This window comes from Methylobacterium radiodurans, from assembly GCF_003173735.1.
GTDB lineage: Bacteria > Pseudomonadota > Alphaproteobacteria > Rhizobiales > Beijerinckiaceae > Methylobacterium > Methylobacterium radiodurans.
The window spans coordinates 3,448,624-3,470,978 of the sequence record NZ_CP029551.1; the positions used below are offsets into that span (position 1 = coordinate 3,448,624).

The 22,355-nt window shown below is 72.5% G+C and carries 22 protein-coding genes; 10 read left to right on the forward strand and 12 right to left on the reverse strand.

Translation table 11 applies throughout. From position 1 onward, the window contains the following. Nucleotides 1–29: 29 nt before the first annotated feature. The 3 genes from DK427_RS16145 to DK427_RS16155 all read right to left on the reverse strand — a co-directional run bounded on the left by DK427_RS16145 (nt 30) and on the right by DK427_RS16155 (nt 2,710). Nucleotides 30–617 (reverse strand): chemotaxis protein CheW, encoded by a 588-nt coding sequence (locus tag DK427_RS16145; RefSeq protein ID WP_204165338.1) that lies wholly within the window; start codon nt 615–617, stop codon nt 30–32. Nucleotides 618–684: 67 nt separating this feature from the next. Continuing rightward, a complete protein-coding gene (locus DK427_RS16150) occupies nt 685–2,193 on the reverse strand; it encodes a CheR family methyltransferase (protein ID WP_109952150.1) in 1,509 nt (502 codons plus the stop codon). A 13-nt stretch (nt 2,194–2,206) separates the two neighbouring features. Continuing rightward, the gene (locus DK427_RS16155; protein WP_109952151.1) at nt 2,207–2,710 is read right to left on the reverse strand and encodes a chemotaxis protein CheW; all 504 of its coding nucleotides are present in this window, start codon (nt 2,708–2,710) and stop codon (nt 2,207–2,209) included. 182 nt (nt 2,711–2,892) lie between these two features. Here DK427_RS16155 and DK427_RS16160 point away from each other — a divergent pair, with 182 nt between their 5' ends. From DK427_RS16160 to DK427_RS16175, 4 genes are all read left to right on the forward strand, one after another. Beyond that, nucleotides 2,893–3,138 carry a hypothetical protein gene (locus DK427_RS16160; RefSeq protein WP_109952152.1) on the forward strand — a complete coding sequence of 82 codons (246 nt, stop codon included), beginning with the start codon at nt 2,893–2,895 and terminating at the stop codon, nt 3,136–3,138. Between the two features lie 128 nt (nt 3,139–3,266). Next, nucleotides 3,267–3,554: a hypothetical protein gene (locus DK427_RS16165; protein ID WP_109952153.1), complete on the forward strand. Its 288-nt coding sequence runs from the start codon at nt 3,267–3,269 to the stop codon at nt 3,552–3,554. A 368-nt stretch (nt 3,555–3,922) separates the two neighbouring features. Next, nucleotides 3,923–4,105 (forward strand): hypothetical protein, encoded by a 183-nt coding sequence (locus DK427_RS16170; protein WP_109952154.1) that lies wholly within the window; start codon nt 3,923–3,925, stop codon nt 4,103–4,105. Between the two features lie 2 nt (nt 4,106–4,107). Then, entirely contained in the window at nt 4,108–4,407 is a 300-nt protein-coding gene (locus DK427_RS16175) for a hypothetical protein (protein WP_109952155.1), read from the forward strand. 30 nt (nt 4,408–4,437) lie between these two features. Here the strand turns inward: DK427_RS16175 and DK427_RS16180 are convergent, their stop codons facing one another. From DK427_RS16180 to DK427_RS16190, 3 genes are read right to left on the reverse strand one after another with little or no spacing between them, the layout of a single operon-like run. Continuing rightward, the gene (locus DK427_RS16180) at nt 4,438–5,196 is read right to left on the reverse strand and encodes an ABC transporter ATP-binding protein (RefSeq protein ID WP_109952156.1); all 759 of its coding nucleotides are present in this window, start codon (nt 5,194–5,196) and stop codon (nt 4,438–4,440) included. A 1-nt stretch (nt 5,197) separates the two neighbouring features. Next, nucleotides 5,198–5,950, reverse strand: a complete 753-nt coding sequence (locus tag DK427_RS16185) for an ABC transporter permease (RefSeq protein WP_109952157.1) — start codon at nt 5,948–5,950, stop codon at nt 5,198–5,200. Then, a complete protein-coding gene (locus DK427_RS16190; RefSeq protein WP_109952158.1) occupies nt 5,947–6,981 on the reverse strand; it encodes an ABC transporter substrate-binding protein in 1,035 nt (344 codons plus the stop codon). The genes DK427_RS16185 and DK427_RS16190 overlap by 4 nt, the downstream gene beginning before the upstream one ends. A gap of 210 nt (nt 6,982–7,191) precedes the next feature. Between DK427_RS16190 and DK427_RS26730 the strand changes: the two genes are divergently transcribed. Then, the gene (locus DK427_RS26730) at nt 7,192–7,353 is read left to right on the forward strand and encodes a hypothetical protein (protein WP_204165178.1); all 162 of its coding nucleotides are present in this window, start codon (nt 7,192–7,194) and stop codon (nt 7,351–7,353) included. Nucleotides 7,354–7,473: 120 nt separating this feature from the next. Beyond that, nucleotides 7,474–7,887, forward strand: coding sequence for a DUF3597 domain-containing protein (locus DK427_RS16195; RefSeq protein ID WP_109952159.1), 414 nt, complete (start codon nt 7,474–7,476; stop codon nt 7,885–7,887). A gap of 120 nt (nt 7,888–8,007) precedes the next feature. Here DK427_RS16195 and DK427_RS16200 read toward each other — a convergent pair whose 3' ends face one another. The 3 genes from DK427_RS16200 to DK427_RS16210 are packed head-to-tail and all read right to left on the reverse strand — an operon-like array spanning nt 8,008 to nt 10,980. Next, nucleotides 8,008–8,808 (reverse strand): ABC transporter ATP-binding protein, encoded by an 801-nt coding sequence (locus DK427_RS16200; RefSeq protein WP_109952160.1) that lies wholly within the window; start codon nt 8,806–8,808, stop codon nt 8,008–8,010. A 13-nt stretch (nt 8,809–8,821) separates the two neighbouring features. Next, nucleotides 8,822–9,691 carry a nitrate ABC transporter permease gene (ntrB, locus tag DK427_RS16205; RefSeq protein WP_109952161.1) on the reverse strand — a complete coding sequence of 290 codons (870 nt, stop codon included), beginning with the start codon at nt 9,689–9,691 and terminating at the stop codon, nt 8,822–8,824. After that, the gene (locus DK427_RS16210) at nt 9,691–10,980 is read right to left on the reverse strand and encodes a CmpA/NrtA family ABC transporter substrate-binding protein (RefSeq protein WP_109952162.1); all 1,290 of its coding nucleotides are present in this window, start codon (nt 10,978–10,980) and stop codon (nt 9,691–9,693) included. The genes ntrB and DK427_RS16210 overlap by 1 nt, the downstream gene beginning before the upstream one ends. A 484-nt stretch (nt 10,981–11,464) precedes the next feature. Between DK427_RS16210 and DK427_RS16215 the strand changes: the two genes are divergently transcribed. After that, nucleotides 11,465–12,748, forward strand: coding sequence for an MFS transporter (locus DK427_RS16215; protein WP_109952163.1), 1,284 nt, complete (start codon nt 11,465–11,467; stop codon nt 12,746–12,748). Between the two features lie 359 nt (nt 12,749–13,107). Here DK427_RS16215 and xth read toward each other — a convergent pair whose 3' ends face one another. Beyond that, the gene (gene xth / locus DK427_RS16220; protein ID WP_109952164.1) at nt 13,108–13,917 is read right to left on the reverse strand and encodes an exodeoxyribonuclease III; all 810 of its coding nucleotides are present in this window, start codon (nt 13,915–13,917) and stop codon (nt 13,108–13,110) included. A gap of 120 nt (nt 13,918–14,037) precedes the next feature. On the opposite strand from xth, the gene DK427_RS16225 reads away from it, so the two are divergent. Continuing rightward, nucleotides 14,038–14,808, forward strand: a complete 771-nt coding sequence (locus DK427_RS16225; RefSeq protein ID WP_109952165.1) for a lysophospholipid acyltransferase family protein — start codon at nt 14,038–14,040, stop codon at nt 14,806–14,808. A 142-nt stretch (nt 14,809–14,950) separates the two neighbouring features. On the opposite strand, the gene DK427_RS16230 is transcribed toward DK427_RS16225, so the two are convergent. Together DK427_RS16230 and DK427_RS16235 are read right to left on the reverse strand one after the other, a co-directional pair. Further along, nucleotides 14,951–15,898, reverse strand: coding sequence for an outer-membrane lipoprotein carrier protein LolA (locus DK427_RS16230; RefSeq protein WP_109952166.1), 948 nt, complete (start codon nt 15,896–15,898; stop codon nt 14,951–14,953). Between the two features lie 132 nt (nt 15,899–16,030). Further along, on the reverse strand, nt 16,031–19,675 hold the full coding sequence (locus DK427_RS16235) for a DNA translocase FtsK (RefSeq protein WP_109952167.1): 3,645 nt from the start codon (nt 19,673–19,675) through the stop codon (nt 16,031–16,033). A gap of 222 nt (nt 19,676–19,897) precedes the next feature. Between DK427_RS16235 and DK427_RS16240 the strand changes: the two genes are divergently transcribed. Both DK427_RS16240 and DK427_RS16245 read left to right on the forward strand, forming a co-directional pair. Further along, complete coding sequence (locus DK427_RS16240; RefSeq protein WP_109952168.1) at nt 19,898–21,964, forward strand: NAD(+) synthase; 2,067 nt, start codon at nt 19,898–19,900, stop codon at nt 21,962–21,964. Nucleotides 21,965–22,102: 138 nt separating this feature from the next. Then, nucleotides 22,103–22,333, forward strand: coding sequence for a hypothetical protein (locus DK427_RS16245; protein WP_109952169.1), 231 nt, complete (start codon nt 22,103–22,105; stop codon nt 22,331–22,333). The last annotated feature ends 22 nt before the right edge of the window (nt 22,334–22,355 follow it).

A 22,355-nucleotide genomic window follows, 5' to 3' on the forward strand; every position in this document is an offset into this window, starting at 1 on the left:
GCTCCGGGGCCGGGAAACGGCCTCTGGCGTCAGGGGAGGGCGCGCCGCAGCAGGCGCGGCAGGTCGAGGACGACGAAGTCGCCGCCCTCGGATTTGGCGGGGGCATAGCCCGAAACGGCCGCGTCGCCCATCCCGCCGGAGGACGGATGCGCGGCCGCGGGCAGGTCGGGCTTGGCCGAGGTTTCCTCGTCCAGGTCTGGCGCGTCCAAGTCGATCTCGGCGACGCCGAGCACGCGGTCGACGGCGAGCGCCAGCGGCACGGGGGCGTTGCGCAGGGTGACGAGGTGGCCGCCGGGGCCGGCTCCGGGGGTGGGCCGCCCGAGGGCGCGGGCGAGGTCGAGCACGCTGACGATGCGGCCCGAGACGGCCGCGAGGCCGACGAGGGCCGGCACCGCGCCGGGCACCGGGGTGCAGGGGCGCATCGGCAGGACCCCCGCGGCCGCCTCGAGCGGCAGGCCGTAGCGCTCCGCGCCGCAGGCGCAGACCAGGTAGGCGCGCGTCCCGGCCAGGGCCGCGCGGTCGCGGCCGCGCCGGGCGAGCACCTCGGTCCGGGCCGCGCGGAGCGCCCTGGCCCGCTCGGCGGCCCTCTCGACGGCCGCGTCGGCGGCCCTGCCGATGACCGCCCCGGCGGTGCGGCCGATCGACCCGCTGCCCTTCCCGGCGCTCACGCCGCTCCCGCCCCGCTCATCGCCCGATCCCGTCCCGCGCCGCCCGGGCGCCCGCCGCGATCTCGGCGGCGGTCGCGCCGTCGCCCTCGCGGAGCACCATCTCCGGCGGCAGGGCTTGGCTCAGCCGCAGCGCGTTGTCGAGGGCCAGGCGCGCCGCCTCCGCCCGCCCGAGGCCCGCGAGCAGCAGGCCGAGATGGTGGTGGGCCATGACGAAGCCCGGATCGAGATAGATCGCGCCCCGGAAGGCCCGCTCGGCCTCGGCCTCGCGCCCGAGGCTCGCCGCGATCAGCCCCTCGTAGAAGCGCAGCCGCGGGTCGGTCGGGCGCACGGCGAGCGCGGCGCCGAGCGCCCGCCAGGCCGCACCGCTCTCGCCCGCATCGGCGCGCGCGCGGATCTCCGCGAGGACGGTCTCAGGGTCCGTCTCGAGGTCAATCTCGGCATCCGTCCCGCTCCCGGGGGCGGCCGCACCGGCCGGCGGAGCGGATGGCGGCGGGACGGACTCCCGCGCACGAAGCACCCCGTCCTCGGACGGCGACGGCGCGGGGGGGACGTCGGGGAGCGGGTCCGGTCGCGCGGGCGGCAGATCGGGCAGGGCCGTCGGCTGCCAGGGTTTCGTGGGTACCACCTCTGGGCGCGCCTCGCCCGGGCGGCGATAGGCGACGGTGCCGGGCAGGCTCACGGCGTCGAGCCAGCCGGCGAAGGCGGGGTTCGGCTCGGCATGGCCGATCAGCAGCCAGCCCTGGCCCCGCAGGCGGGCGCCGAAGGCGCGCATCAGCGCCGCCACGGTCTCGGCGTCGAAGTAGATCAGCACGTTGCGGCAGAGGATCAGGTCGAAGCCGTCGAGATGCGGCGGGGCGCCGGCTCCGAGGAGTTCGAGCAGGTTGCGCCGCTCGAAGCGCACGAGGCGGCGGTAGGCCTCGCGCAGGGCGTAGCCGCTCTCGCGCGCCGCGCCCGGCTGGGGCGGCACGGCGCGGAAGTAGCGCATCCGCTCCTCGGGCGGCGAGGTGCGCAGGGCCCAGCGCCCGTACTCGGCCGCGCGCGCGGTCTCCAGCGCCGCCGCGCTTATGTCGGTGCCGAGGATCGTCACCTGCCAGTCGGGCAGGGCGGGCCCGAGCAGCTCGTGCACGAGGATCGCCAGCGAGTAGGGCTCGGCCCCCGTGGAGCAGCCCGCGCTCCAGATCCGCAAGGTCCGCTCGGCCGCGCGCGCCGCCAGGATGTCCGGCAGGATGGTCCCGCGCAACGCCGCGAACTGCTCGGCGTAGCGGAAGAAGAAGGTCTCGCCGATGGTGATCTCGGCCTCGAGCGCCGTCCACTCCTCGGGCGCCCGCTCCAGGAGTGCGGCGTAGGCGGCGGCGTCAGCCACGCCCAGGGCCCGGAAGCGGCGGCGCAGGCGGTCGGAGAGCAGGTCGTCCTTGTCGGCGTAGTAGTGGTGGCCGGTGCGCGCGATGATCCGCGCCTTGAGGGCGCCGTAGCCGGGATCGGCCGCGAGGCTGATCCGGGAATCCCTGGAGCCGGGCTCCCGCATGCGGCCCCGGGCCTCAGGCCGCGGGCAGGGCGGCGAGGCGCTCGGCCGCCGCGCGGGCGGCCGCCTCGACGCGCATCCGCTCCTCGGCGCTGAGCAGTCGGGCCGGGTCGAGGACGTGGACGAGACGGCCGCCGCGCTCGATCGCGGCGGCGACGCATCCGTTCAGGCTCCGGTCCGGGTCGACCGGCCGGAACGCCTCCGCGGCCACGCCGACGAGGTCGGTCACACGGTCCACGAGGTAGGCGAGGTCCCGGTCACGGCCGAGCACGATGTGGGCGTGCAGGCCCGGCTCAGGCGTCGCGCCGCGCAGGCCGAGGAGCTGGGCGAGGTCCACCACCGGCACCGCCTCGCCGCCGAGATTGAGGAAGCCCGCGAGCCAGGCCCCGCTGGCCGGCGGCCGGAACAGGTCGGGGAGCGGCAGGATCTCCCCCGCGGCCGCGCGCGGCAGGGCGCAGGGCGTGCCGGCCACGTCGATGAGGAGGTAGGCGCCGCTGGCATCGGGTGAGGGGAGGGTCAACGGGGCTCCGGCGCGGGAGAGGTCGGCAAGGTCAGACGGGCGAGATAGGTCGCGCCGCCGGGCTGCGCAATTCGACGACCGGCCCCGGGCGGAACTTGCCCGAGAGGATAGGGTTCCTCCGAGGGGCCGGCCGCGACGGTCGCCCCAGGATGTGCCACGCCCCGCACCCGGAGTCCGTTCCGATGACCAAGACGACGCTGCTGCTCGCCGCCTCGCTGAGCCTGCTGGCGGGCTCCGCCCTCGCGCAGGGCGGCTCGCCCTACAATGCCTCGGGCTCCCAGGCCGGCGGTCCGCTCGGCGGAATGGAGCGCCGCTCGGGCGCCCCGGGCGGCACGCCCGCGATGGCACCGGGGGCCGCGGACCCCTCCATGGCGCCCGCGCCGCGCAAGCGGACGGTGAAGACGCGCCGGAGCCACCGGCACCGGTAGGCCGCGACCCGCCTCGCGCCGCAGCGCGGCGCGAGGCGCCTGTTGCTGCAGCGCGATGGCCGTTAAGGATCCGCTAACCATGCGCGCGACAGACCGGCCCTGCAACGGGGACGGGCATGACACCGGGTATGGCACCGGGTTACGAGATCGCGCTCTGGCTCGAAGGGCTGGGCCTTGCCGGCCTCGCGGTCGGGATCTGGCGCTTGCGCGTCGAGGAAGCTGCGCGGGTTCGCGCCCTGAGAAGCGTCCTGCGTTCTGGACCGGACCCGCGCATCGTGCCGAGCCCTCGTCCACGGGCCGACCGGACCCGGATGGTCCTTCGCACCGTCGAACCGTCCTGCCCTGGCGGGCGCGTCGAAACCGTTCCGAGTGCGGCGGCCCACGCCCTGGCGCGCGCCTTCATGCGCGAGGCCTAAAACGCCCCGATCAGCGCAGCATCGCGTCGAGGCCGCTGCCGCAGAGCACCACGAGAGTCAGTGTCACGAGGAACTTCAGGTCTTCGATTCTGCTCATGACCGGCTCTGGCGTCTCGAATTGGGCCGCGTTCTCTCGGCGACGTTTAACGATCGCGCATTGCGGGGCTTTTGCGCGAGTCCTTTCATCGTCCGTTAAGATCTGCGGCGCGGTTTCCACATTTCGCCGTTAACGAAACGTGAATGCGTTATGATCCACCCGACGCAATATTAACCGTGCGCGGCCGCACGCCGGGATGCCGGCGGGAGCCCTTCGGGCATCGCCGCGTTGTGGGAGCGCCGCCCGCGGGCGGCTTCAGGGAGACCGCCCGATGCGCAACCTGCTGCTTCTCGTCATCCTCGTGGGCGCGGGCTTCGTGCTCGTGGGCATGTACGTCGCACCGAACCAGCCCGAGTTGCGGACGTGGTACCGCGACAACGCCTGCCAGCACCTCGACAAGATCAGCCCCGAGATCTGCGCGCCGATCCGCCGGGCGGACGGCGCCCGTCTCTGACAGTGCCCGCGCTCCGCCAGGCGCTCGACTGGACCTTCCGCAGCCGCGTCGACGGGCGGATCACGGTCGGACAATGGCCGAACCTGCCGCTCTGGCTGTTCATCGGCCTCACGGCGGTCGGGTTCGCGCTCGATCCGGCCGGTACGCTCGGCCGCGCGGCGCGAGCGGGCGCCCTGCTCTGCCTCGCTTGGTGGGCGCTCGACGAGGTGGTGCGCGGGGTCAACCCGTGGCGGCGCTTCCTCGGGGCCGCCGTGCTCGTGGGCATGGCGGTGTCGTGGGGGCTGCGAGGGTTCGCGGTCTGAGGCGGCCGGCGCGCCCGCAGCCCGCCTCCCTCACAGATCCGCCGAGCGCCGGGACAGCTCAGCCCGCAATTGCCGGGCGATGTCCTGGAGCGCGGCGTCGCGGCGGATGCGGGGACGCGGCAGGCCGATCCGGACCTCCGCGGCGATGCGGCCCGGGGGACCGGCGATCACCACGACGCGGTCGGCGATGGTCACCGCCTCGTCGATGTCGTGGGTGACGAACAGCACCGTCTTGGCCGTCTCCTGGGTGATGCGCTGCAACTCGTCCTGCAGCCCCTCGCGGGTGAAGCTGTCGAGCGCCGAGAAGGGCTCGTCCATCAGCAGCACGTCGGGCTCGACCGCGAGCGCCCGCGCGATCGCGACGCGCTGGCGCTGGCCGCCGGAGAGCTGGTGCGGCCAGCGATCCCCGAAATCGGCGAGGCCGACCAGCGCCAGCATCGCGTGTGCCCGCGCCCGGCGCTGCGCCCGCGACAGGCCCGAGCCTTCGAGGCCGAAGGCGACGTTGTCGATCACCCGGCGCCAGGGCAGCAGGCGCGCGTCCTGGAACACCATCGCCATCGGCGTGCGGCAATCGGGCCGGGCGTGGATCTCCACCGTGCCGCCGCTCGGGCGGCTCAGATCCATCAGCACCCGCAAGAGGGTCGACTTGCCGACGCCGGACTCGCCCACGATGACCAGAACCTCGCCGCGCACCACGCCGAGGTCGAGGGCATCGAGGACGACGTTGCGGCGCTCGCCCGTGCCGTAGACGAGGCTGAGGCCCCGGATGTCGATGATGGTGTCCGGCATCTCAGGCCCGCCAGCGCAGGAGCCAGCCCTGGAGGGCGACGAAGGCGGAATCGAACAGGCCGTAGAGCCCGGCCATGGTCAGCATGTAGACCACCACGATGTCCGTGGAGAGGAGCGAGGAGGCCTGCATCATGCGCTGGCCGACGCCCGGCACGCCGAAGATCTCGGCGGCCACCACCGCCATCCAGGCCTGGCCGAGCGCGGTGCGCAGGCCGACCAGGATGCCGGGGGTCGCGGCGGGCAGCAGGATCTTGACGAGGCGCTGGAGAGGGCCGCGGAAGCCGAAGGCCTGTGCCACCTCGACGAGGTCGCGGTCGACGCCCCGCACCGCGCCCTGGGTTGCGAAGAACACGATCCAGAACACGCCCACCGCGATGATGAACACCGCAGCCGACGGCTCGACGCCGAACCAGATGATCGCGAAGGGCACCCAGGCCAGCCCCGGGATCGGGCGGAGCAGCCGCACCACCCAGGCGGTCGCCGCCTCGAAGCCGCGCGACATGCCGGCCACCAGCCCGAGACCGATCCCGGCGCCCGCGCCGCAGGCCAGCCCCGCCACGTAGTGGCTGAGGCTCGACAGCACCGCCGCCGTCCAGACGCCGAGTGCGATCTCGCGCCCGAAGGCGGCGGGGATCGTGCTCGGCGGCGGCAGGAAGGCCGGATTGATCAGGCCGAGCCGGGGCGCGGCCTCCCAGATGCCGAGGAAGACCGCCAGCCCCGCCGCGGCGAGCAGCGTCGCGCGGAAGCGTGTCATCGTGCCGGCTGCGCCGCCTTCTCGTAGTAGGAGGGGACGAACAGGCCGTCGACCGGAACCGCCTTGTCGAGGGTGCCGATGCTGACCTGATAATCCTGCATCGCCTTCGTGGCCTCCACGATCACCCGCGGGTCGGCGGTGAACTTGGCGGCCGGCGAGGTGATGGCCCGGCGGATGGTGGCGACGTCGGTGATGCCCTTGCCGAGCGCCTGCTCGACGGCCGGCGCCGCGCGGTCGGGATCGGTCTTGAGGGTCTGGGTCGCCTTGACCAGCGCGTCCACGAGGCCCTGCACCGCGGCCGGGTTCTTGTCCGCGAAGGCGCCCGAGACGGCCACCACCGTGCCCGGCTGGTCGGGGAACATCTCGGCGCCCGTGGCGATCAGCTTGATCGCCGGGTTGCGCTCCTGGACGATGGTCAGCGCCGGCTCGCGGATCGAGGCGCCGTCGACCGCGCCGGCGAGCAGGGCCTGCTGGGTCGCGTCGATGCCCATGGCGACGACCTGCACGTCCGCCTTGTCGGCCTTGGCGGCCTGCCAGAGCCAGTGCTGGAGCGTGGTGTTGGGCACCGAGCCCGGCGGCTGGGTGGCGAGCCGGGCCGGGCGGTTCTCCTTGGCCTTGAACTGGCGCAGCGCCTCGGCCTTGTCGGGGGCGGCGGCGAAGTAGGGGGCGAGCTTGGGGCCGGCCACGAACACCATCTCCTCGATCGCCGTGGCGGCGACCACCCGCACGTCGATGCCCTTCGAGCGGGCGACCGCGAGCGGCGCGATGCCCGCGACGTAGACGTCGATGGTGCCCGACGCCAGCGCCTGGATCATGTTCGGCCCGGACTCGAAGGTGGTGAAGGCGGGGGTCAGCCCCGCCTGCTTCAGCCCGCCCTCGCGGTCGGCGACGAAGACCGGCGCGGCGCCGATCACCGGGATCACGCCGATGCGGACCGGGACGGCGCTCTGCGCGAGCGCTTGGGTGCCGAATTGGGCGGAGAGGAGGGCGGCCGCGGCGAGCGTGGCCAGGGCGGTGAGCGCCGAGCGCATGGGCGGGGTCCGTTCGTGAGGTTTGCGCGCGCCATGCCACAGGCGGGGCCGGCTGCAAACCGCAGAGGCCCGAAAACAGGGCGGCGATCAACCGGCCCGATCAACAAATCGGGATTTCACAACAAAATCCGCCCCCGCGCACGGGGATCACTATCGATACGGAGAGCCTTCTTCTACGTGGTCGGTCCAAATCAGATCTCTCTTCCCGGCATGCTCACCATGATCAGTCTCGCCTGCATCGCTGGCGGCGTGGGTCTCGCCGCCTTGTCGCTGCGCCGCCCGGACCGCGCCGCCAGCCTGGAGCGCTGGAGCGGCATCTGTCTGCTGACCGGGCTCGGCCTGCTCGGCTTCGCCCTGCACGCCAGCCGCTGAGCCCGGAAGAGGGGGGACGCCCCACGCGTGGGAACGCCCTGGGGTGCGACCCGTTGTCAGGCGGCTGCGGGATTCCGGTCCCGCGACGAACCCGGCCCCGGAGCGAAAAGGAGTTCCGCCATGAGCCTTCTCGGAAGCATCGTCAGCAAGATCCTGCACCCGTTCGGCGGCGGCAGCGCGGAGGCCGCCCCCTCGGAGTCGAGCAACCCGACCTCGACCGCGACCACGGGCAGCACCGGTTCGGGCGGCGCCGCGGCCCCGGCCGGCGGGGGCGGAAAGGTCGATGTCGAGCAGGTGCTCAACGACATGGCCGCCAAGAACCCGCAGCAGCTGAACTGGCGCACCTCGATCGTGGACCTGATGAAGCTCCTCGACCTCGATTCGAGCCTCACCGCCCGCAAGCAGCTCGCCGACGAGCTGCACTACACCGGCGACAAGGACGACTCGGCCACGATGAACGTCTGGCTGCACAAGCAGGTGATCAAGAAGCTCGAGGAGAACGGCGGCAAGGTGCCGGCCGACCTGAAGGATTGATCCTTCTTGGACAGTCACCGCCCGCGCCGATGAGGGCGCGGGTCCCCTCTCCCGCGCGGGAGAGGGGGCGCGCTTCAGGCCCGGCTCTCCGCTGAGGTCGGCGCCAGGACCGCCCGATGTTTACGCCGCCAGCGCCGGCTTCGCGTGGCGGGCGTAGAGGAACTCCAGCACCTCCGCCCGGCAATGGACGTAGGTCTGGTCCTCGACGAGCTCCAGCCGGCGCCGCGGCCGGGCGAGCGGCACGGGCAGGATCTCGCCGATCGTGGCCGAGGGCCCGTTCGTCATCATCACGATGCGGTCCGAGAGCAGCACCGCCTCGTCCACGTCGTGGGTGATCATGATGACGGTGTTCCTGAGCCGCACCTGGATCTCCATGAGCTGATCCTGGAGATGCGCCCGGGTCAGCGCGTCGAGCGCGCCGAAGGGCTCGTCCATCAGCAGCACGGTCGGCTCCATGGCGAGCGCCCGGGCGATGCCGACGCGCTGCTTCATGCCGCCCGAGATCTCGTTCGGGCGCTTCTCGGCCGCGTGCATCATGTTGACCAGCGCGAGATTGTGCTCGACCCAGGCCGCCCGCTCCGCGCGCGACTTCTTCCTGGCCAGCACCTTGTCGACGGCGAGCGCCACGTTCTCGCGCACGGTGAGCCAGGGCAGGAGCGAGTGGTTCTGGAACACCACCGCCCGCTCGGGGCCCGGGCTCGACACCTCCTTGCCGTCGAGCAGCACGCAGCCGGTCGAGGCCTTGAGCAGGCCCGCCACGATGTTGAGCACCGTGGACTTGCCGCAGCCCGAATGCCCGATGATCGAAACGAACTCGCCCTTGTCGAGCTTGAGGTTCACGTCGCGCAGAACCTCGGTCGTCTTGCCGCCCCGGGTGAAGCTGATGCCGACCTGCGAGAGGTCGAGATGTGCGGTTGCCATGTCTGGCCCTCCCTCAGGCCGCGCTGGTGCCGCGGGTGACGAGGCTGCCTGCCGCCGCCACCAGCCGGTCGAGGATGAAGCCGATCACGCCGACATAGACGAGCGCGACGATGATCTCGGAGATGTGCGACGAGTTCCAGGCGTCCCAGATGAAGAAGCCGATGCCGACGCCGCCGATCAGCATCTCGGCCGCCACGATCGCGAGCCAGGACAGGCCGACGCCGATGCGGAGCCCCGTGAAGATGTAGGGGGCCGCGGACGGCAGCATCACCTTGAGGAAGAACTCGGCCGGGTTCAGCCGGATGACGGCGGCGACGTTGCGGTAATCCTGCGGGATGTTGCGGATGCCGACCGCGGTGTTGATGATGATCGGCCAGATCGAGGTGATGAAGATCACGAAGATCGCCGAGGGCTGGCCGTCCCGGAATGCGGCGAGCGAGAGCGGCAGCCAGGCGAGCGGCGGGATCGTGCGCAGCACCTGGAAGATCGGGTCGAGGCCGCGCATCGCCCACTCGGACTGTCCGACGAGCGTACCCAGCATCACGCCCGCGACGACCGCGAGGCAGAAGCCGAGCGCGACGCGCTGGAGGCTGGCGGTGATGTGCCAGAACAGCCCCTTGTCGGTGCCGCCGTTGTCGAAGAACGGGTCCGAGATGATGGGCCAGGCCTCCGAGAGCACCCGCGAGGGCGGGGGCAGGCCGGCGGTCGGGCGTGAGCAGGCGACCTCCCAGAACAGCAGGAAGGCGGCCAGCACCACGAGCGGCGGAATCACCCGGGCGCCGAGCGCCCGGAGATCCTTGCCCGTGATCCGGGGCAGGCGGCGGGACTTGACCGCGGCACTGTCGCGCGCGGCCGTGCCCAGGGTGGCGGAGGTGGCGGCCATCAGGCGATCCTCTTGATGCCGAGCCCGGCGAGGTAGGCGGCGGGGTCCGCGGGGTCGAAGACCTTGCCGTCGAAGAAGGTCTCCTTGCCGCGGGAGGTCGAGGTCGGGATGTCGGTGACGCCGAGCGCCTTGGCGGCCTCGCGCCAGATGTCCTCGCGGTTCACCTTGGCGATGAGCGCCTTGGTGTCGGTGGTCGCCTCGAACTTGCCCCAGCGGATGTCCTCGGTGAGGAACCAGAGGTCGTGGGACTGGAACGGGTAGGAGGCGTGGTCGCGCCAGAACTTCATCACGAAGGGGCTGTTCTCGACCACGCGCCCGTCGCCGTAATCGATCGTGCCCTTGATGCGGCCGGCCACGTCCGCCACCGGGACGTTCATCCACTGGCGCTTGGCGGCGATCTGCGCGACCTCGTCCTTGTTCTCGGGCCGGTCGCACCAGGCTTGCGCCTCCAGCACCGCCATGGTCAGGGCCTTCGTGGCGTTCGGGTACTTCTCGACGAAGGCGGCGCGGAGCGCGAAGGCCTTCTCGGGATGGTCCTTCCAGAGCTCGCCGGTGGTGAGCGCGGTGTAGCCCAGCCCCTGCTGCACGAGCTGCGCGTTCCAGGGCTCGCCGACGCAGAAGGCGTCCATCGTGCCGACCTTCATGTTCGCCACCATCTGGGGCGGGGGCACCACGATGGTCTCGATGTCCTTGTCGGGGTCGATGCCGCCGGCCGCGAGCCAGTAGCGGATCCAGAGGTCGTGGGTGCCGCCCGGGAAGGTCATGGCGGCCTTCACGGACTTGCCGGCGGCCTTCTTCTTCTCGGTGGCGGCGCGGAAGACCTTGGAGTCGAGCGCGACCTTGGCGTCGAGATACTCCTTGGCGACCGAGATGCACTGGCCGTTGGTGTTGAGCCGCGCCAGGATGTGCATCGGCACCGGCACGTTGTTCTGCGTCACCTTGCCGGCCGAGATCAGGTAGGGCATCGGCGTGAGGATATGGGCGCCGTCGATGCCGTTGCCCTCGGAGCCGAGCACGAGGTTGTCGCGGGTCGTGCCCCAGGAGGCCTGCTTCAGCACCTCGACGTCGGGCATGCCGTGCTTGGCGAAGAACCCCTTCTCCTTGGCGACGAAGAGCGGGCTCGCGTCGGTGAGCGCGATGAAGCCGAGCTTGGCCCCCTTCACCTCCGGCCCCGCGCCCTGCGCGAAGGCGCCGCCGGGGAGCGCCAGCCGCGCGGCGGCCGTCAGCGACAGGGCGGCGGCCACGCCCTTGAGGATGCTGCGCCGGGTCTTCGACTCGCCGTTCTGCATGTATCTGCCTCGAGAAACAGGAATTGCCGGCCGCCGACCCGCGCAGCGATGCACACCGCCGGCCGCGGCCCTGAGGCGCGGGACGGGAGGGATCGCGACAGCGGCGTTGCTGGCGGAGGGCGGTGCCGTCGCCTTTGACGGACACGGGGTCGTGAGCAGGTTCCGTGCCAACCGAGGTTTGCGTCCCGCCTCGCGCACGCGCGCGGACGGCCGGCCGAGCCGCCCGCAACCGGATTGTGCGCGCCTGAAAAAGCGGCACTTCGCGTCGCGAACGGCCCCCTTCCGGCGCCGCGCGCCCGGCGCATGGGCAGATCCGGTGCGGACACACGGTGGGGGAGGTCCGATGCGGCGGACTCGGCGCGCCCTGCGACGTCGCCCGCGGCGGTCGTCCCGACTCCATCGCGCCGCGAAATAGTGCCGGACCGCTGGGCAAACGGGGGCGGCTGCACTAGGGCGGGCGCGTCCTCAGTTCAGGCCGCGTCCCATGCTCCAGACCGCACCCGTCCCGCCGACCTCGGCCCGCCGCATCCTCACGGCGAGCTTCGTCGGCACGGCGATCGAGTTCTACGACTTCTACATCTACGCCACCGCCGCCGCCCTGGTGATCGGGCCGGTCTTCTTCCCGCCGGGCGAGCCCGGCGTGCAGCTGCTCGCAGCGTTCGCCACCTTCGCGATCGCCTTCCTGGCGCGCCCGATCGGCGCGGCGCTCTTCGGGCATTTCGGCGACCGCATCGGCCGCAAGGCGACGCTCGTCGCCTCGCTGATGATCATGGGCCTCTCGACGGTGCTGATCGGCTGCCTGCCGACCTACGCCACCGCGGGCTGGCTCGCGCCCGCAGCGCTGTGCATCCTGCGCTTCGGCCAGGGGCTCGGCTTCGGCGGCGAGTGGGGCGGGGCGGCGCTCCTGGCGGTGGAGAACGCGCCGCCGGGCAAACGGGCCTGGTACGGCATCTTCCCGCAGCTCGGCGCACCGGTCGGCTTCATCCTGGCCAATACCTGCTTCCTGGCGCTGAGCTTCGGGCTGAGCCCCGAGGCCTTCCAGAGCTGGGGCTGGCGCCTGCCGTTCCTGGCCTCGGCGGTGCTCGTCGGCGTCGGCCTCTACGTGCGCCTCGCGCTCACCGAGACGCCCGCCTTCAAGGCGGCGCTCGCCCGGGCCGAGCCCGAGAAGGTGCCGCTCGCCACCGTGGTCACGCAGCACACGCGGGCGATCCTGCTCGGCACCTTTGCGATGGTGGCCTGCTACGCGGTGTTCTACCTCTCGACCGTGTTCGCACTGGGCTACGGCACGGGAACCCTCGGCTACACGCGGCCAACCTTCCTGCTCTTCGAGTGCATCGCCGTCTGCTTCATGGGCCTCGGCATTCCGCTCTCGGGCTGGGCGGCAGACCGGTTCGGGCGGCGCCCCGTGGTGATGTCGGGCACCCTCTTCACGATGTTCCTCGGCCTCCTGCTCGGGCCGATGCTGGGCTCGGGCTCGTGGCCGCTGGTGCTCGGCTTCCTCTGCCTCGGCCTCTTCGCGATGGGCTGGATCTTCGGGCCGATGGGGGCGCTGCTGCCGGAGCTGTTCCCGACCCGGGTGCGCTACACGGGCGCCTCGGTGACCTACAACCTCGCGGGCATCATCGGCGCCTCGGCGGCGCCCTACTTGGCGCAGAGCCTCGTGGCGATGGGCGGCATCGCCTGGGTGGGTGCCTATCTGGGAATCGCCGCCGCGATGAGCTTCGTCGCGGTGCTGCTGATGCCCGAGACCGCGCGGCAGGCGGTGTAGCGCCGACATTTTCCCTCCCCCCTCTGCGGGGGAGGGTGGGCCGGCCGTCAGGCCGGGTCGGGAGAGGGGAACCCGGCTTCAAGAAGAGGGTGCAACCTTCATGCAGGCTAAAGCTCCATCCTGAAGCGTTCACCCCTCTCCCGACCCTCGCTCACACGAGGGCCACCCTCCCCCGCAGAGGGGGGAGGGAAATTACGAGAGGCTCAGTACGGGCGGGTGCGGTGGCTCGGCGAGCCGTAGCGGCGGCGCAGCCAGGAGACGACGCGGGGGAGCAGGAAGGCGAGCAGGAGCTTGCGCATGAGGGCCTCATCAACGGTTCGTGATGCCCGGCAATGCGCGAGGCGGGGCCTGCGTTCCCCTCAGAGTTCGAGCGCCAGCGTCACGGGCACGTGGTCGGAGGGACGCTCCCAGCCGCGGGTCTCGCGCGAGACGGTGACGGCGCGGACCGTGCCGGCCAGATCCGGCGAGACCCAGGCGTGGTCGAGGCGGCGCCCCTTGTTGGCGAGCTCCCAGTTCGGCGAGCGGTAGCTCCACCACGTGTAGATCTTCTCGGGCTCGGGCGTGAGGTGGCGCGCCGCGTCGATCCACCCGGCCTCGCCCCGCAGAATCTCCAGCGCCTCGGTCTCGACGGGGGTGTGGCTCACCACGTCGAGGAGCTGCTTGTGCGACCAGACGTCGTGCTCCAGCGGCGCCACGTTGAGGTCGCCGACGAGGATCGCCGGGCCGGCGACGCGCCGTCCGCCCCAGGCGCGGAGTTCCGCCAGGAAGTCGAGCTTGTGCGCGAATTTCGGGTTGAGGGCGCGGTCCGGCACGTCGCCGCCGGCCGGCACGTAGAAGTCGTGCAGCACGATTCCCGCCGCCGGTCCCGCCTCGCGCCCCAGCACCGCCGAGATGTGGCGCGCGTCGGGCCGCTCGCAGAAGCCCATCATCTCAGGGGTCAGGAGCGGGAAGCGCGAGAGGATCGCGACGCCGTTGTAGCCCTTCTGGCCCGAGAACACGACGTGCTCGTAGCCGGTGCCGGCGAAGGCTTTCAGCGGGAACAGCTCGTTCGGACACTTCGTCTCCTGCAGGCAGAGCACGTCGGGCCGGTTCTCGCTGAGGAAGCGCAGCACGGAATCGATGCGCAGGCGCACCGAGTTGATGTTCCAGGTGGTGACGGTGAGGCGCACGGGCGGGGCTTTCCGAGCCGGTCGGGCGGGGCCACACTCGATAGCTGATCCGGCGCGCGCCGACAGTGCATCCGGGTCGCAGGCGCGCGAATTGCCGTGCACCGGGGCGGGGAAGGCGGTATGGGCGCGCTCCGCCGTCTCCGGACGGCCGTCCTCGAGCCCGACACGCCCTTGCCCTCGCTTCGCTCCGCCTGCTTCAACGCCTACTGGGCCGCCTGGACCGCCCTGTTCCTCGTGCCCCTCGTGGCCTTCGCCGCGAGCGGCGCGCCGGCCCGGCCGATCCGCGCGGCGACCCGGCTCTGGGCGCGCGGCATCCTGTTCGGGCTGCGCGGCATCGTCGGGCTGCGCCATGTCGAGGAGGGCCGCGAGCGCATCCCGGACGGGCCCTGCCTGATCGTGGCCAACCACCAGTCCGCCTGGGAAACCCTGGCCTTCCTGATCCTGGTGCCGGACGTGGCGATCATCGCCAAGCGCGAACTCGTCGCGATCCCCGTGGTCGGCTGGTTCCTGCGCCGCTCGCCGATGATCATCATCGATCGCGCCAACGGCACACAGGCGCTGCGCACCATGATCGAGGAGAGCCGCGCGGCGGTGGCGGCAGGCCGCTCGGTGCTGATCTTCCCCGAGGGCACCCGCAGCGCCTTCGGGGCGCCGGTGCAGTTCAAGCGCGGGGCGGAGCTGCTCTACGGCAAGCTCGGCCTGCCGGTGCTGCCGGTCGCGGTCAATTCCGGGCTGTACTGGCCGAGCGGGTCGGTGAGCCGGCCTGGGACCGTGGTGGTGAGCTACCTCGCGCCGCTCGCCGCCGGCCTCTCGGCGGCCGCCTTCATGGAGGGGACGGAGCGGGCGATCGACCGGGAGCTCGACCGCTGGCGGCCGGTGGCCGCGGCCTGAGGCGGGGCAGAAGAACCCGTTTCCCACCGACCTCCGGCGGCCTGACAGACTAGGCGCCGCCCCTTTCCCGGACGCCTGGAACGCAGTGGAAGGTGATCCGGGAAAAGGGCAGCGCGATCCGAAGCGCCGCTGCCAGCCACCCTCAGGGGTTCTGCGACTGCTTGATGCGCTCGGCCATCGCCTTGTCCTCGGCGCGACCGTAATTGATGAAGAACAGCGCCCCGTCGACCGCCTTGCCCCGCTGCAGGTTCGAGAGCTGCACCGTGGTGAGGTAGCCCTGCGGGTCGGTGATCCGCCACTGCGACAGGGTCTTCATCTCGGCGTCGAAGTAGAGCTGGATCTTCGAGGTGCCGCCGAGCGTGGCGCGATCCTCCAGCGCGATGCGGATGCCGCCCGGCTCATTGACGACCTCGGTCACCGTGAGGTCGCGGGCGAGGTCGATCTTCTCCCGCAGCAGGAATTTCAGCGGCGTCTGGGCGATGAAGTAGAGGTCCTGCGTGCCGAGCTTGCGATCGCGCACCGCCACCGACTGGCCGTCGGCCACCACCTCCAGCGGCGAGGGCTGGTCGTAGTCGAAGCGCAGGCGCCCGGGCTTCACGAGGCTGAGCTTGCCGCCGATCCGGCGCCCGTCCGCGGAGATCTGCACGAAGCTGCCCGTCAGCGTGTTCAGCCCGTTGAAATAGGCGTTGGCCTGGGCGAGCACGGTGGCGGGATCCGCCTGCTCCAGCGCGGCCGGGATCGCCGCGGGCGCGCCCACGGCCGCGACCTTTTCGGACTGGGCCGGCGCCCTCGCCTCGGTGGGCCGGCCCTTGATGCTGCCGGTCTTCTCGTTGGCAGCTTTCGCCTCCTTCACCCCGTCCTTGTGCTCCTTGGCGTCCTTGCCCGCCTGGGGCTTGGGCGCCGCCTTCTTGGGCGCGGGCGCCGGAGCGGGCGGGGCCACCTCGGGCTGCGGCTCGGGGGCGGGCTGCTCCTTGCGGCCGAACAGGCTGTCGAGGAAGTTGCCGACCTGCGCCTCGGCCGGCGCGGCGGCGCCGAGCCAGGCCGCGAGGACGAGAAGCGACGCGGCGGGGCTGGTGCGGCGGCCGATCATCGTGGGGCTGTCTCCTCGTGGCGCGGGCGCCGGTGCGGGTCGTGCGGGGGCGGGCCCGCTTAGAGCCCGCCCCTGTGGCGAAGATGCGACGCGCGTCGCGGAACCGCCCGGCCGGGGTCGGGCGGAGAAGGGTCAGTCCTCGTCGTCCATCGCGGCGGCGCCGAGCGGGTGCGCCATCGCGTTGCCGATGGCGGAGCCCGCGAAATGGCTGGCATCGACCAGGATCTCGCGTTTTCCCGCGTGGTTGGCGGGGCCGACGATGCCCTCGATCTCCATCCGCTCCATCAGGGAAGCGGCGCGGTTGTAACCGATCTGCAGGCGGCGCTGGATGTAGCTGGTCGACGCCTTCTGGTCGCGCAGCACCACCTGGATCGCCTGCTCGTAGAGCTCGCCGGCCTCGCCGCCCACCGCAGCCGCGAAGGCGCCGACGTCGAAGACCGGGGCCTCCTCCTCGCGCTCCTCCGCGGCCGGGGCCGCCTTGGCGCCGCGGGAGCCCTTGGCGGGCGCCTCGTCGGGCGCATCGTCCGCCGTGACGGCGTCGAGATAGGCGGGCCGGCCCTGGCGCTTGAGGTGGGCGACCACGCTCTCGACCTCGGCATCCGAGCAGAAGGGCCCGTGCACGCGGGTGGTGCGCCCGCCGCCGGCCATGAACAGCATGTCGCCCTGGCCGAGAAGCTGCTCGGCGCCCATCTCGCCCAGGATCGTGCGCGAGTCGATCTTGCTCGTCACCTGGAAGGAGATCCGGGTCGGGAAGTTCGCCTTGATGGTGCCGGTGATCACGTCCACCGAGGGGCGCTGGGTGGCCATGATCAGGTGGATGCCCGCCGCCCGCGCCATCTGGGCGAGGCGCTGGATCGCCCCCTCGATGTCCTTGCCGGCCACCATCATCAGGTCGGCCATCTCGTCCACCACGATCACGATGTAGGGCAGCGGGCTGAGGTCCATCGCCTCCTCCTCGAACACCGCCTCGCCGGTGTGGCGGTCGAAGCCCGTCTGCACCGTGCGGGTGATGGTCTCGCCGCGCTCGCGGGCCTCCTTCATCCGGGCGTTGTAGCCGTCGATGTTGCGGACCGCGATCTTGGACATCTTCTTGTAGCGCTCCTCCATCTCGCGCACGGCCCATTTGAGGGCGATCACCGCCTTCTTGGGGTCGATGACGACGGGGGAGAGCAGGTGCGGGATGCCGTCGTAGACGGAGAGTTCCAGCATCTTCGGATCGACCATGATCAGGCGGCACTCCTCCGGCTTCATCCGGTAGAGGAGCGACAGGATCATGGTGTTGATGGCCACCGACTTGCCGGAGCCGGTGGTGCCGGCAACGAGCAGGTGCGGCATGCGGGCCAGATCCGCGATGATCGGCTCGCCGCCGATGTTCTTGCCGAGGCACAGAGCGAGCTTGTGCTTCGTCTCCACGAAGTCCGGCGCGCAGAGGAGCTCGCGCAGGTAGACCGTCTCGCGGGTCTCGTTCGGCAGCTCGATGCCGATGACGTTGCGGCCGGGCACGACCGCGACGCGGGCCGAGACCGCCGACATCGAGCGCGCGATGTCGTCCGACAGGCCGATGACGCGGGAGGACTTGGTGCCGGGGGCCGGCTCCAGCTCGTAGAGGGTGACGACCGGGCCGGGGCGCACCGCCAGGATGTCGCCGCGCACGCCGAAATCCTGGACCGTCTGCTGCAGGTTGAGGGCGTTCTGCTCCAGCACGTCGGCATCGACCTCCTCGCTGCCGCCGGGGGCCGGCAGGGCGAGGAGTTCGAGCGCGGGCAATTCGTAATCGGCGTTCGCGAAGGCCGCGACCTCGAGGTGGCGCCCGGCCGGGATCAGGTGCGGGCGCACCACGGCCGGCACGTTGACGGGGGCGGCTTGGAGCGGGCCTTGGACCAGGCCTTGGACCGGAGCGGGGAGGGGGGCCGGCTCGGCGGCCACGGCCTGCCCGGACTCCGCCGGAGAGGGGAGGGGGGCCTCCACGGCCTCGGACGCCTCGACGATCTCCTCGGCCGGCTCGGGAGCCGGGGCGGCACGGCCGCGCAGCAGGACCGGGCGCGCCGGGATCGGCACCGCGACGGGCGCGGAGCCCTCGGCCGCGACGGGCATCTGGAACGGCACCTGCACCGCGGCGGACTCGAAGGCGGGGGCCTCGGCGGGCGCCGGCTCCGGCGCGCCCGGCTGGCGAGCCGGGCGGATGGCGGCGCGGGCGGCCATCGCCGACAGGGCCGGCCGGAGGGGGCGCGGCACGGGGGCGGGCTCGATCGCGGCCGGCACGGCGGCGTCGCTCGGGCCGGCCGGGGCCGGCGTCTCCGGCCCGAAGACCAGCGTCAGGGCAGGACGCGGCGGCAGGAAGGCGGCGGCCGCGGCCTCGGCGGCGCGGGCGCTGGCATTGTCCTGCAGGTCGGCCGGGCGCGGGGGCATGTCGAAGCGCACCAGCCGGTCGAGCACGTAGACGGGCTTCGGCGGCAGCGAGCGCAGGTGCGAGATGTCGACCGGCACCGCGACGTAGGGCGCGGCCTCGTCGGCCGCAGGCTCGTTGACGGCAGGCTCGGGGGCGGCTTCGGGAGCGATCTCCGCAGCCGCCTCGGGAGCCGCCTCGGGCCGGGCGTCGAGCGCGGCCCAGGCCTCGGCGGCCGAGAAGCCGTCGTCGCTGCCGAACCAGGGCTGCACGCCCGACCAGTCGGGCAGGTCCGAGAAGTCGGCGCAGGCGGGCGTCGCGCCGGCTTCCGGCATCGCCGCGACCTCGGAGGAGGTCTCGGGCGCGAGTTCGGGGGCGAGGGCGGCCTCGGGTCCGCTCATCGCCGCGACCGGCCCGTACACCGCCTGCGGGGCCTGCGCCTCCGCCGACAGCTCGACGCTCGGGCGGGCCGGGCGCCGGTCGGGGGTGCGGAAGTAGCGCACGCCCTCCGACGCCACGAAGGGCTGGCGCCAGAGCGGCACAGGCGGGCCGGCATCGACCCGGGCCGCCGCGGCGGCGGCCTCGGCGGTGCGCTCGGCTTCCAGGCGGGCTGCCTCCTCGGCGGCGGCGCGGCGCTCGGCCTCGGCGCGCTCGATCGCGGCCTGCGCGTCCGCGCGGGCCTGCAGCGCGGCCTGGGCCTCGGCGCGGGCGCGCTCCAGCGCGGCGCGCTCGGCCTCCAGCGCCCGCTGGCGGCGCTCCTGGAGGACCGTATCGGGCGTGCGGGTAAAGCGGACGGCGGAAGGCTGGGACGCGGCGGATGCGGGTGCTGCGGCGGGTGCGCTCGTGTAGGCGTCGGCCGGCACGCCCTCGGGGGCGATCGCGGCCGGGCGGCGGGGCTGGCGCACCAGGACGCCCGGCGTCGAGGCGGCGTGGTCGATGCGGCTCTCGTGGCGCGGCGGCAGGGGCTCGAAGCCGGCGCGGTCGTCGAAGACGTGGTCGGGCCAGCCCTGCGGCTCGGCGCGGGCCGCCTCGGGCATGCCGAAGCCGCCCGCGTCGTGAGCGCCGAAACGCGGCTCCGACGCGCCGAACCGCGGCTCCGACGCGCCGAACGGTGCCATCTCGCGCGGCAGGACGCGCGGCATCGGCACCTGCGGCTCGCGGGCGAGCATGGCGTTCGGCGGGGTGGCCCAACTCTGGGCGGCAGCCTGGCCCTGACGCGGCAGGTTGTAGCCCGGATGGCGCGGGGCCCCGCCGAGGCGACGCGTCAGGCTCTGGCGCAGCGACATCAGCCGGTGCGCGAGCGCCCCGAGCGAGAGGCCCGGGCGGTCGACGCCGCGGCCGGGGCGGGAGGGATCGCGGTGTGAGTAGGGGGGCCGTCCCGATGCGCGCATGAGAGCTTCTGTTACTCGAAACAGGGCTTCCGCCCGGGGGAGGGCGGCTCGTCCCCGAGTTAGGCGCGTCGTCGTTAACAGAGGCTTGAGCCGGGACGCCGGTCCTTACCGGCCGTTGACGCGCCCCTGCCCCGCTTGAGCCAGACCCCTGCCCCGCTGGAGAGCGGGGGCGCCGTGCCTTAGATCCCCGGAAAGGTTACCCGCACGCGAGGCCAGCCCGCCGTGAACCAGGTTCCAGAGTTCCGCTCGCTCTACCGTCACGGCTTCGCGCGGGTGGCCGCCTGCACAGGCCGCAGCCACCCGGCCGAGCCGGGGCGCAACGCCGAGGCGGTGCTGGAGCTGGCCCGGACCTGCCACGACAGGGGCGCGGCGCTCGCCGTCTTTCCGGAACTCGCGCTCTCGGCCTACGCGATCGAGGACCTCTTCCTGCAGGCGACGCTGCTCGACGCGGTCGAGGACGCGGCCGGGCGGCTGATCGCGGAATCCGCGGCCTTGCGCCCCCTCCTGGTGGTCGGCGCGCCGCTGCGCTGGGGCAACCGGATCTACAACACGGCGCTCGCCATCCATCGTGGGCGGCTCCTCGGCGTGGTGCCGAAGAGCTACCTGCCGAACTACCGCGAGTTCTACGAGAAGCGCCACTTCGCCTCCGGCGCCGGGATCGCGGGCGGGAGCGTGCGGGTCGCGGGCCATGAGGCGCCCTTCGGCACCGACCTGCTGTTCGAGGCCTCCGATCTGCCCGGCTTCGTGCTCGGCATCGAGATCTGCGAGGATCTCTGGGTGCCCGACGCTCCCGGGATGCGGGCGGCGCTCGCCGGCGCCACGGTGCTGGCCAACCCCTCGGGCAGCCCGATCACGGTAGGCCGGGCGGATGCCCGCGCGCTCCTCACCCGGGCGGCCTCGATGCGGGCCTCGTGCGCCTACGTCTACGCCGCGGCGGGGCAGGGGGAATCCACCACCGATCTCGCCTGGGACGGCCAGACCTCGATCGACGAGGTGGGCGTACGGCTGGCGGAAGGCGAGCGCTTCCCGCAAACGCCGGTGGCGACCATCGCCGACATCGACCTCGATCTCCTCGCCCAGGACCGGCGCCAGGCGGGAAGCTTCGACGACAACGCCCGTGCCGGATCGACGGGCGCCCCGCCCTACCGCCGGGTCGTCTTCCGGCTCGATCCGCCGATGGAGGATCTCGGTCTCGAGCGCCGGGTCGAGCGCTTCCCCTTCGTGCCGGCCGAGGCCGACCGCCTCGCGCAGGACTGCTACGAGGCCTACAACATCCAGGTGGCGGGCCTCGCCCAGCGCCTCCAGGCGACCGGCACCAAGCGGGCGGTGATCGGCGTCTCGGGCGGCCTCGACTCGACCCACGCGCTGATCGTCATCGCCAAGGCCTTCGACCGGCTGGGCTACCCGCGCTCCGACATCCTGACCTACACCATGCCGGGCTTCGCCACCTCGGAGGGCACGAAGTCCAACGCCCACGCGCTGATGCGGTCGATGGGCTGCACGGCGGCCGAGATCGACATCCGCCCGGCCGCCAAGCAGATGCTGGCCGACATGGGCCACCCCTTCGCGCGGGGCGAGGCGGTCTACGACGTCACCTTCGAGAACGTGCAGGCGGGGCTGCGCACCGACTACCTGTTCCGGCTCGCCAACCGCCACGGCGGCATCGTGGTCGGCACCGGCGACCTCTCGGAACTGGCCCTCGGCTGGTGCACCTACGGCGTCGGCGACCAGATGAGCCACTACGCCGTGAACAGCGGCGTGCCCAAGACCCTGATCCAGCACCTGATCCGCTGGGTCATCGCCTCGGGGCAGCTCGGCGCGGAGGAGAACCGGACCCTCCAGGCGGTGCTCGACACCGAGATCTCGCCCGAACTCGTGCCGATGGACGCTGACGACACGCCCCAGAGCACGGAAGGGACGATCGGCCCCTACGCGCTGCAGGACTTCAACCTGTTCTACACGCTGCGCTACGGGTTCCGGCCCTCGAAGATCGCGTTCCTGGCGCTGCATGCCTGGGGAGATCCGGGCCGGGGCGCTTGGCCGCCGGACTTCCCCGAGGCCAAGCGCGTCGCCTACGACCTCCCCGTGATCCGGCGCTGGCTCGGTGTCTTCCTCGCGCGCTTCTTCGGCTTCAGCCAGTTCAAGCGCTCGGCGCTCCCGAACGGCCCGAAGGTCGCGGCCGGGGGCTCGCTCTCGCCGCGCGGCGACTGGCGCGCGCCCTCCGACGCCTCTGCCCGGATCTGGCTCGACGAGCTGGAGAGAAACGTCCCCGCAAACACGCCGACATAAACCCGACCGATTGTGCCATTATGAGCACGGTCAAGCTGATTCTCCGCACCGCACAACGGGGCGGGGCATCGGCTGCGATGCGGAGCATCAGCTGCGATACACGCATCGCCAGTGGGGCGGCCAAGCGGAGGACTTCCGATGCGAAGCTACAACCTGTTCCGCCTGAGGAGCGTCGAGGGGCTGTGCTGCGCGGTGCCGGAATCCTGCGCGGTTCCGGCCTTCCTCGGCGGCGGGCGCTGGACCTTCGAGGGCAAGCTCGGGACGGGGGGCGGGGCGCCGCTCGACTTCGACGGGCGGGCAGCCGACACGGCCGTGCGCTTCAACGGCTTCTACCTCTTCCAGACGGTGGACCGGCGCTACACCGCCTGAACCGCGCCCGGGTGCGGTATTG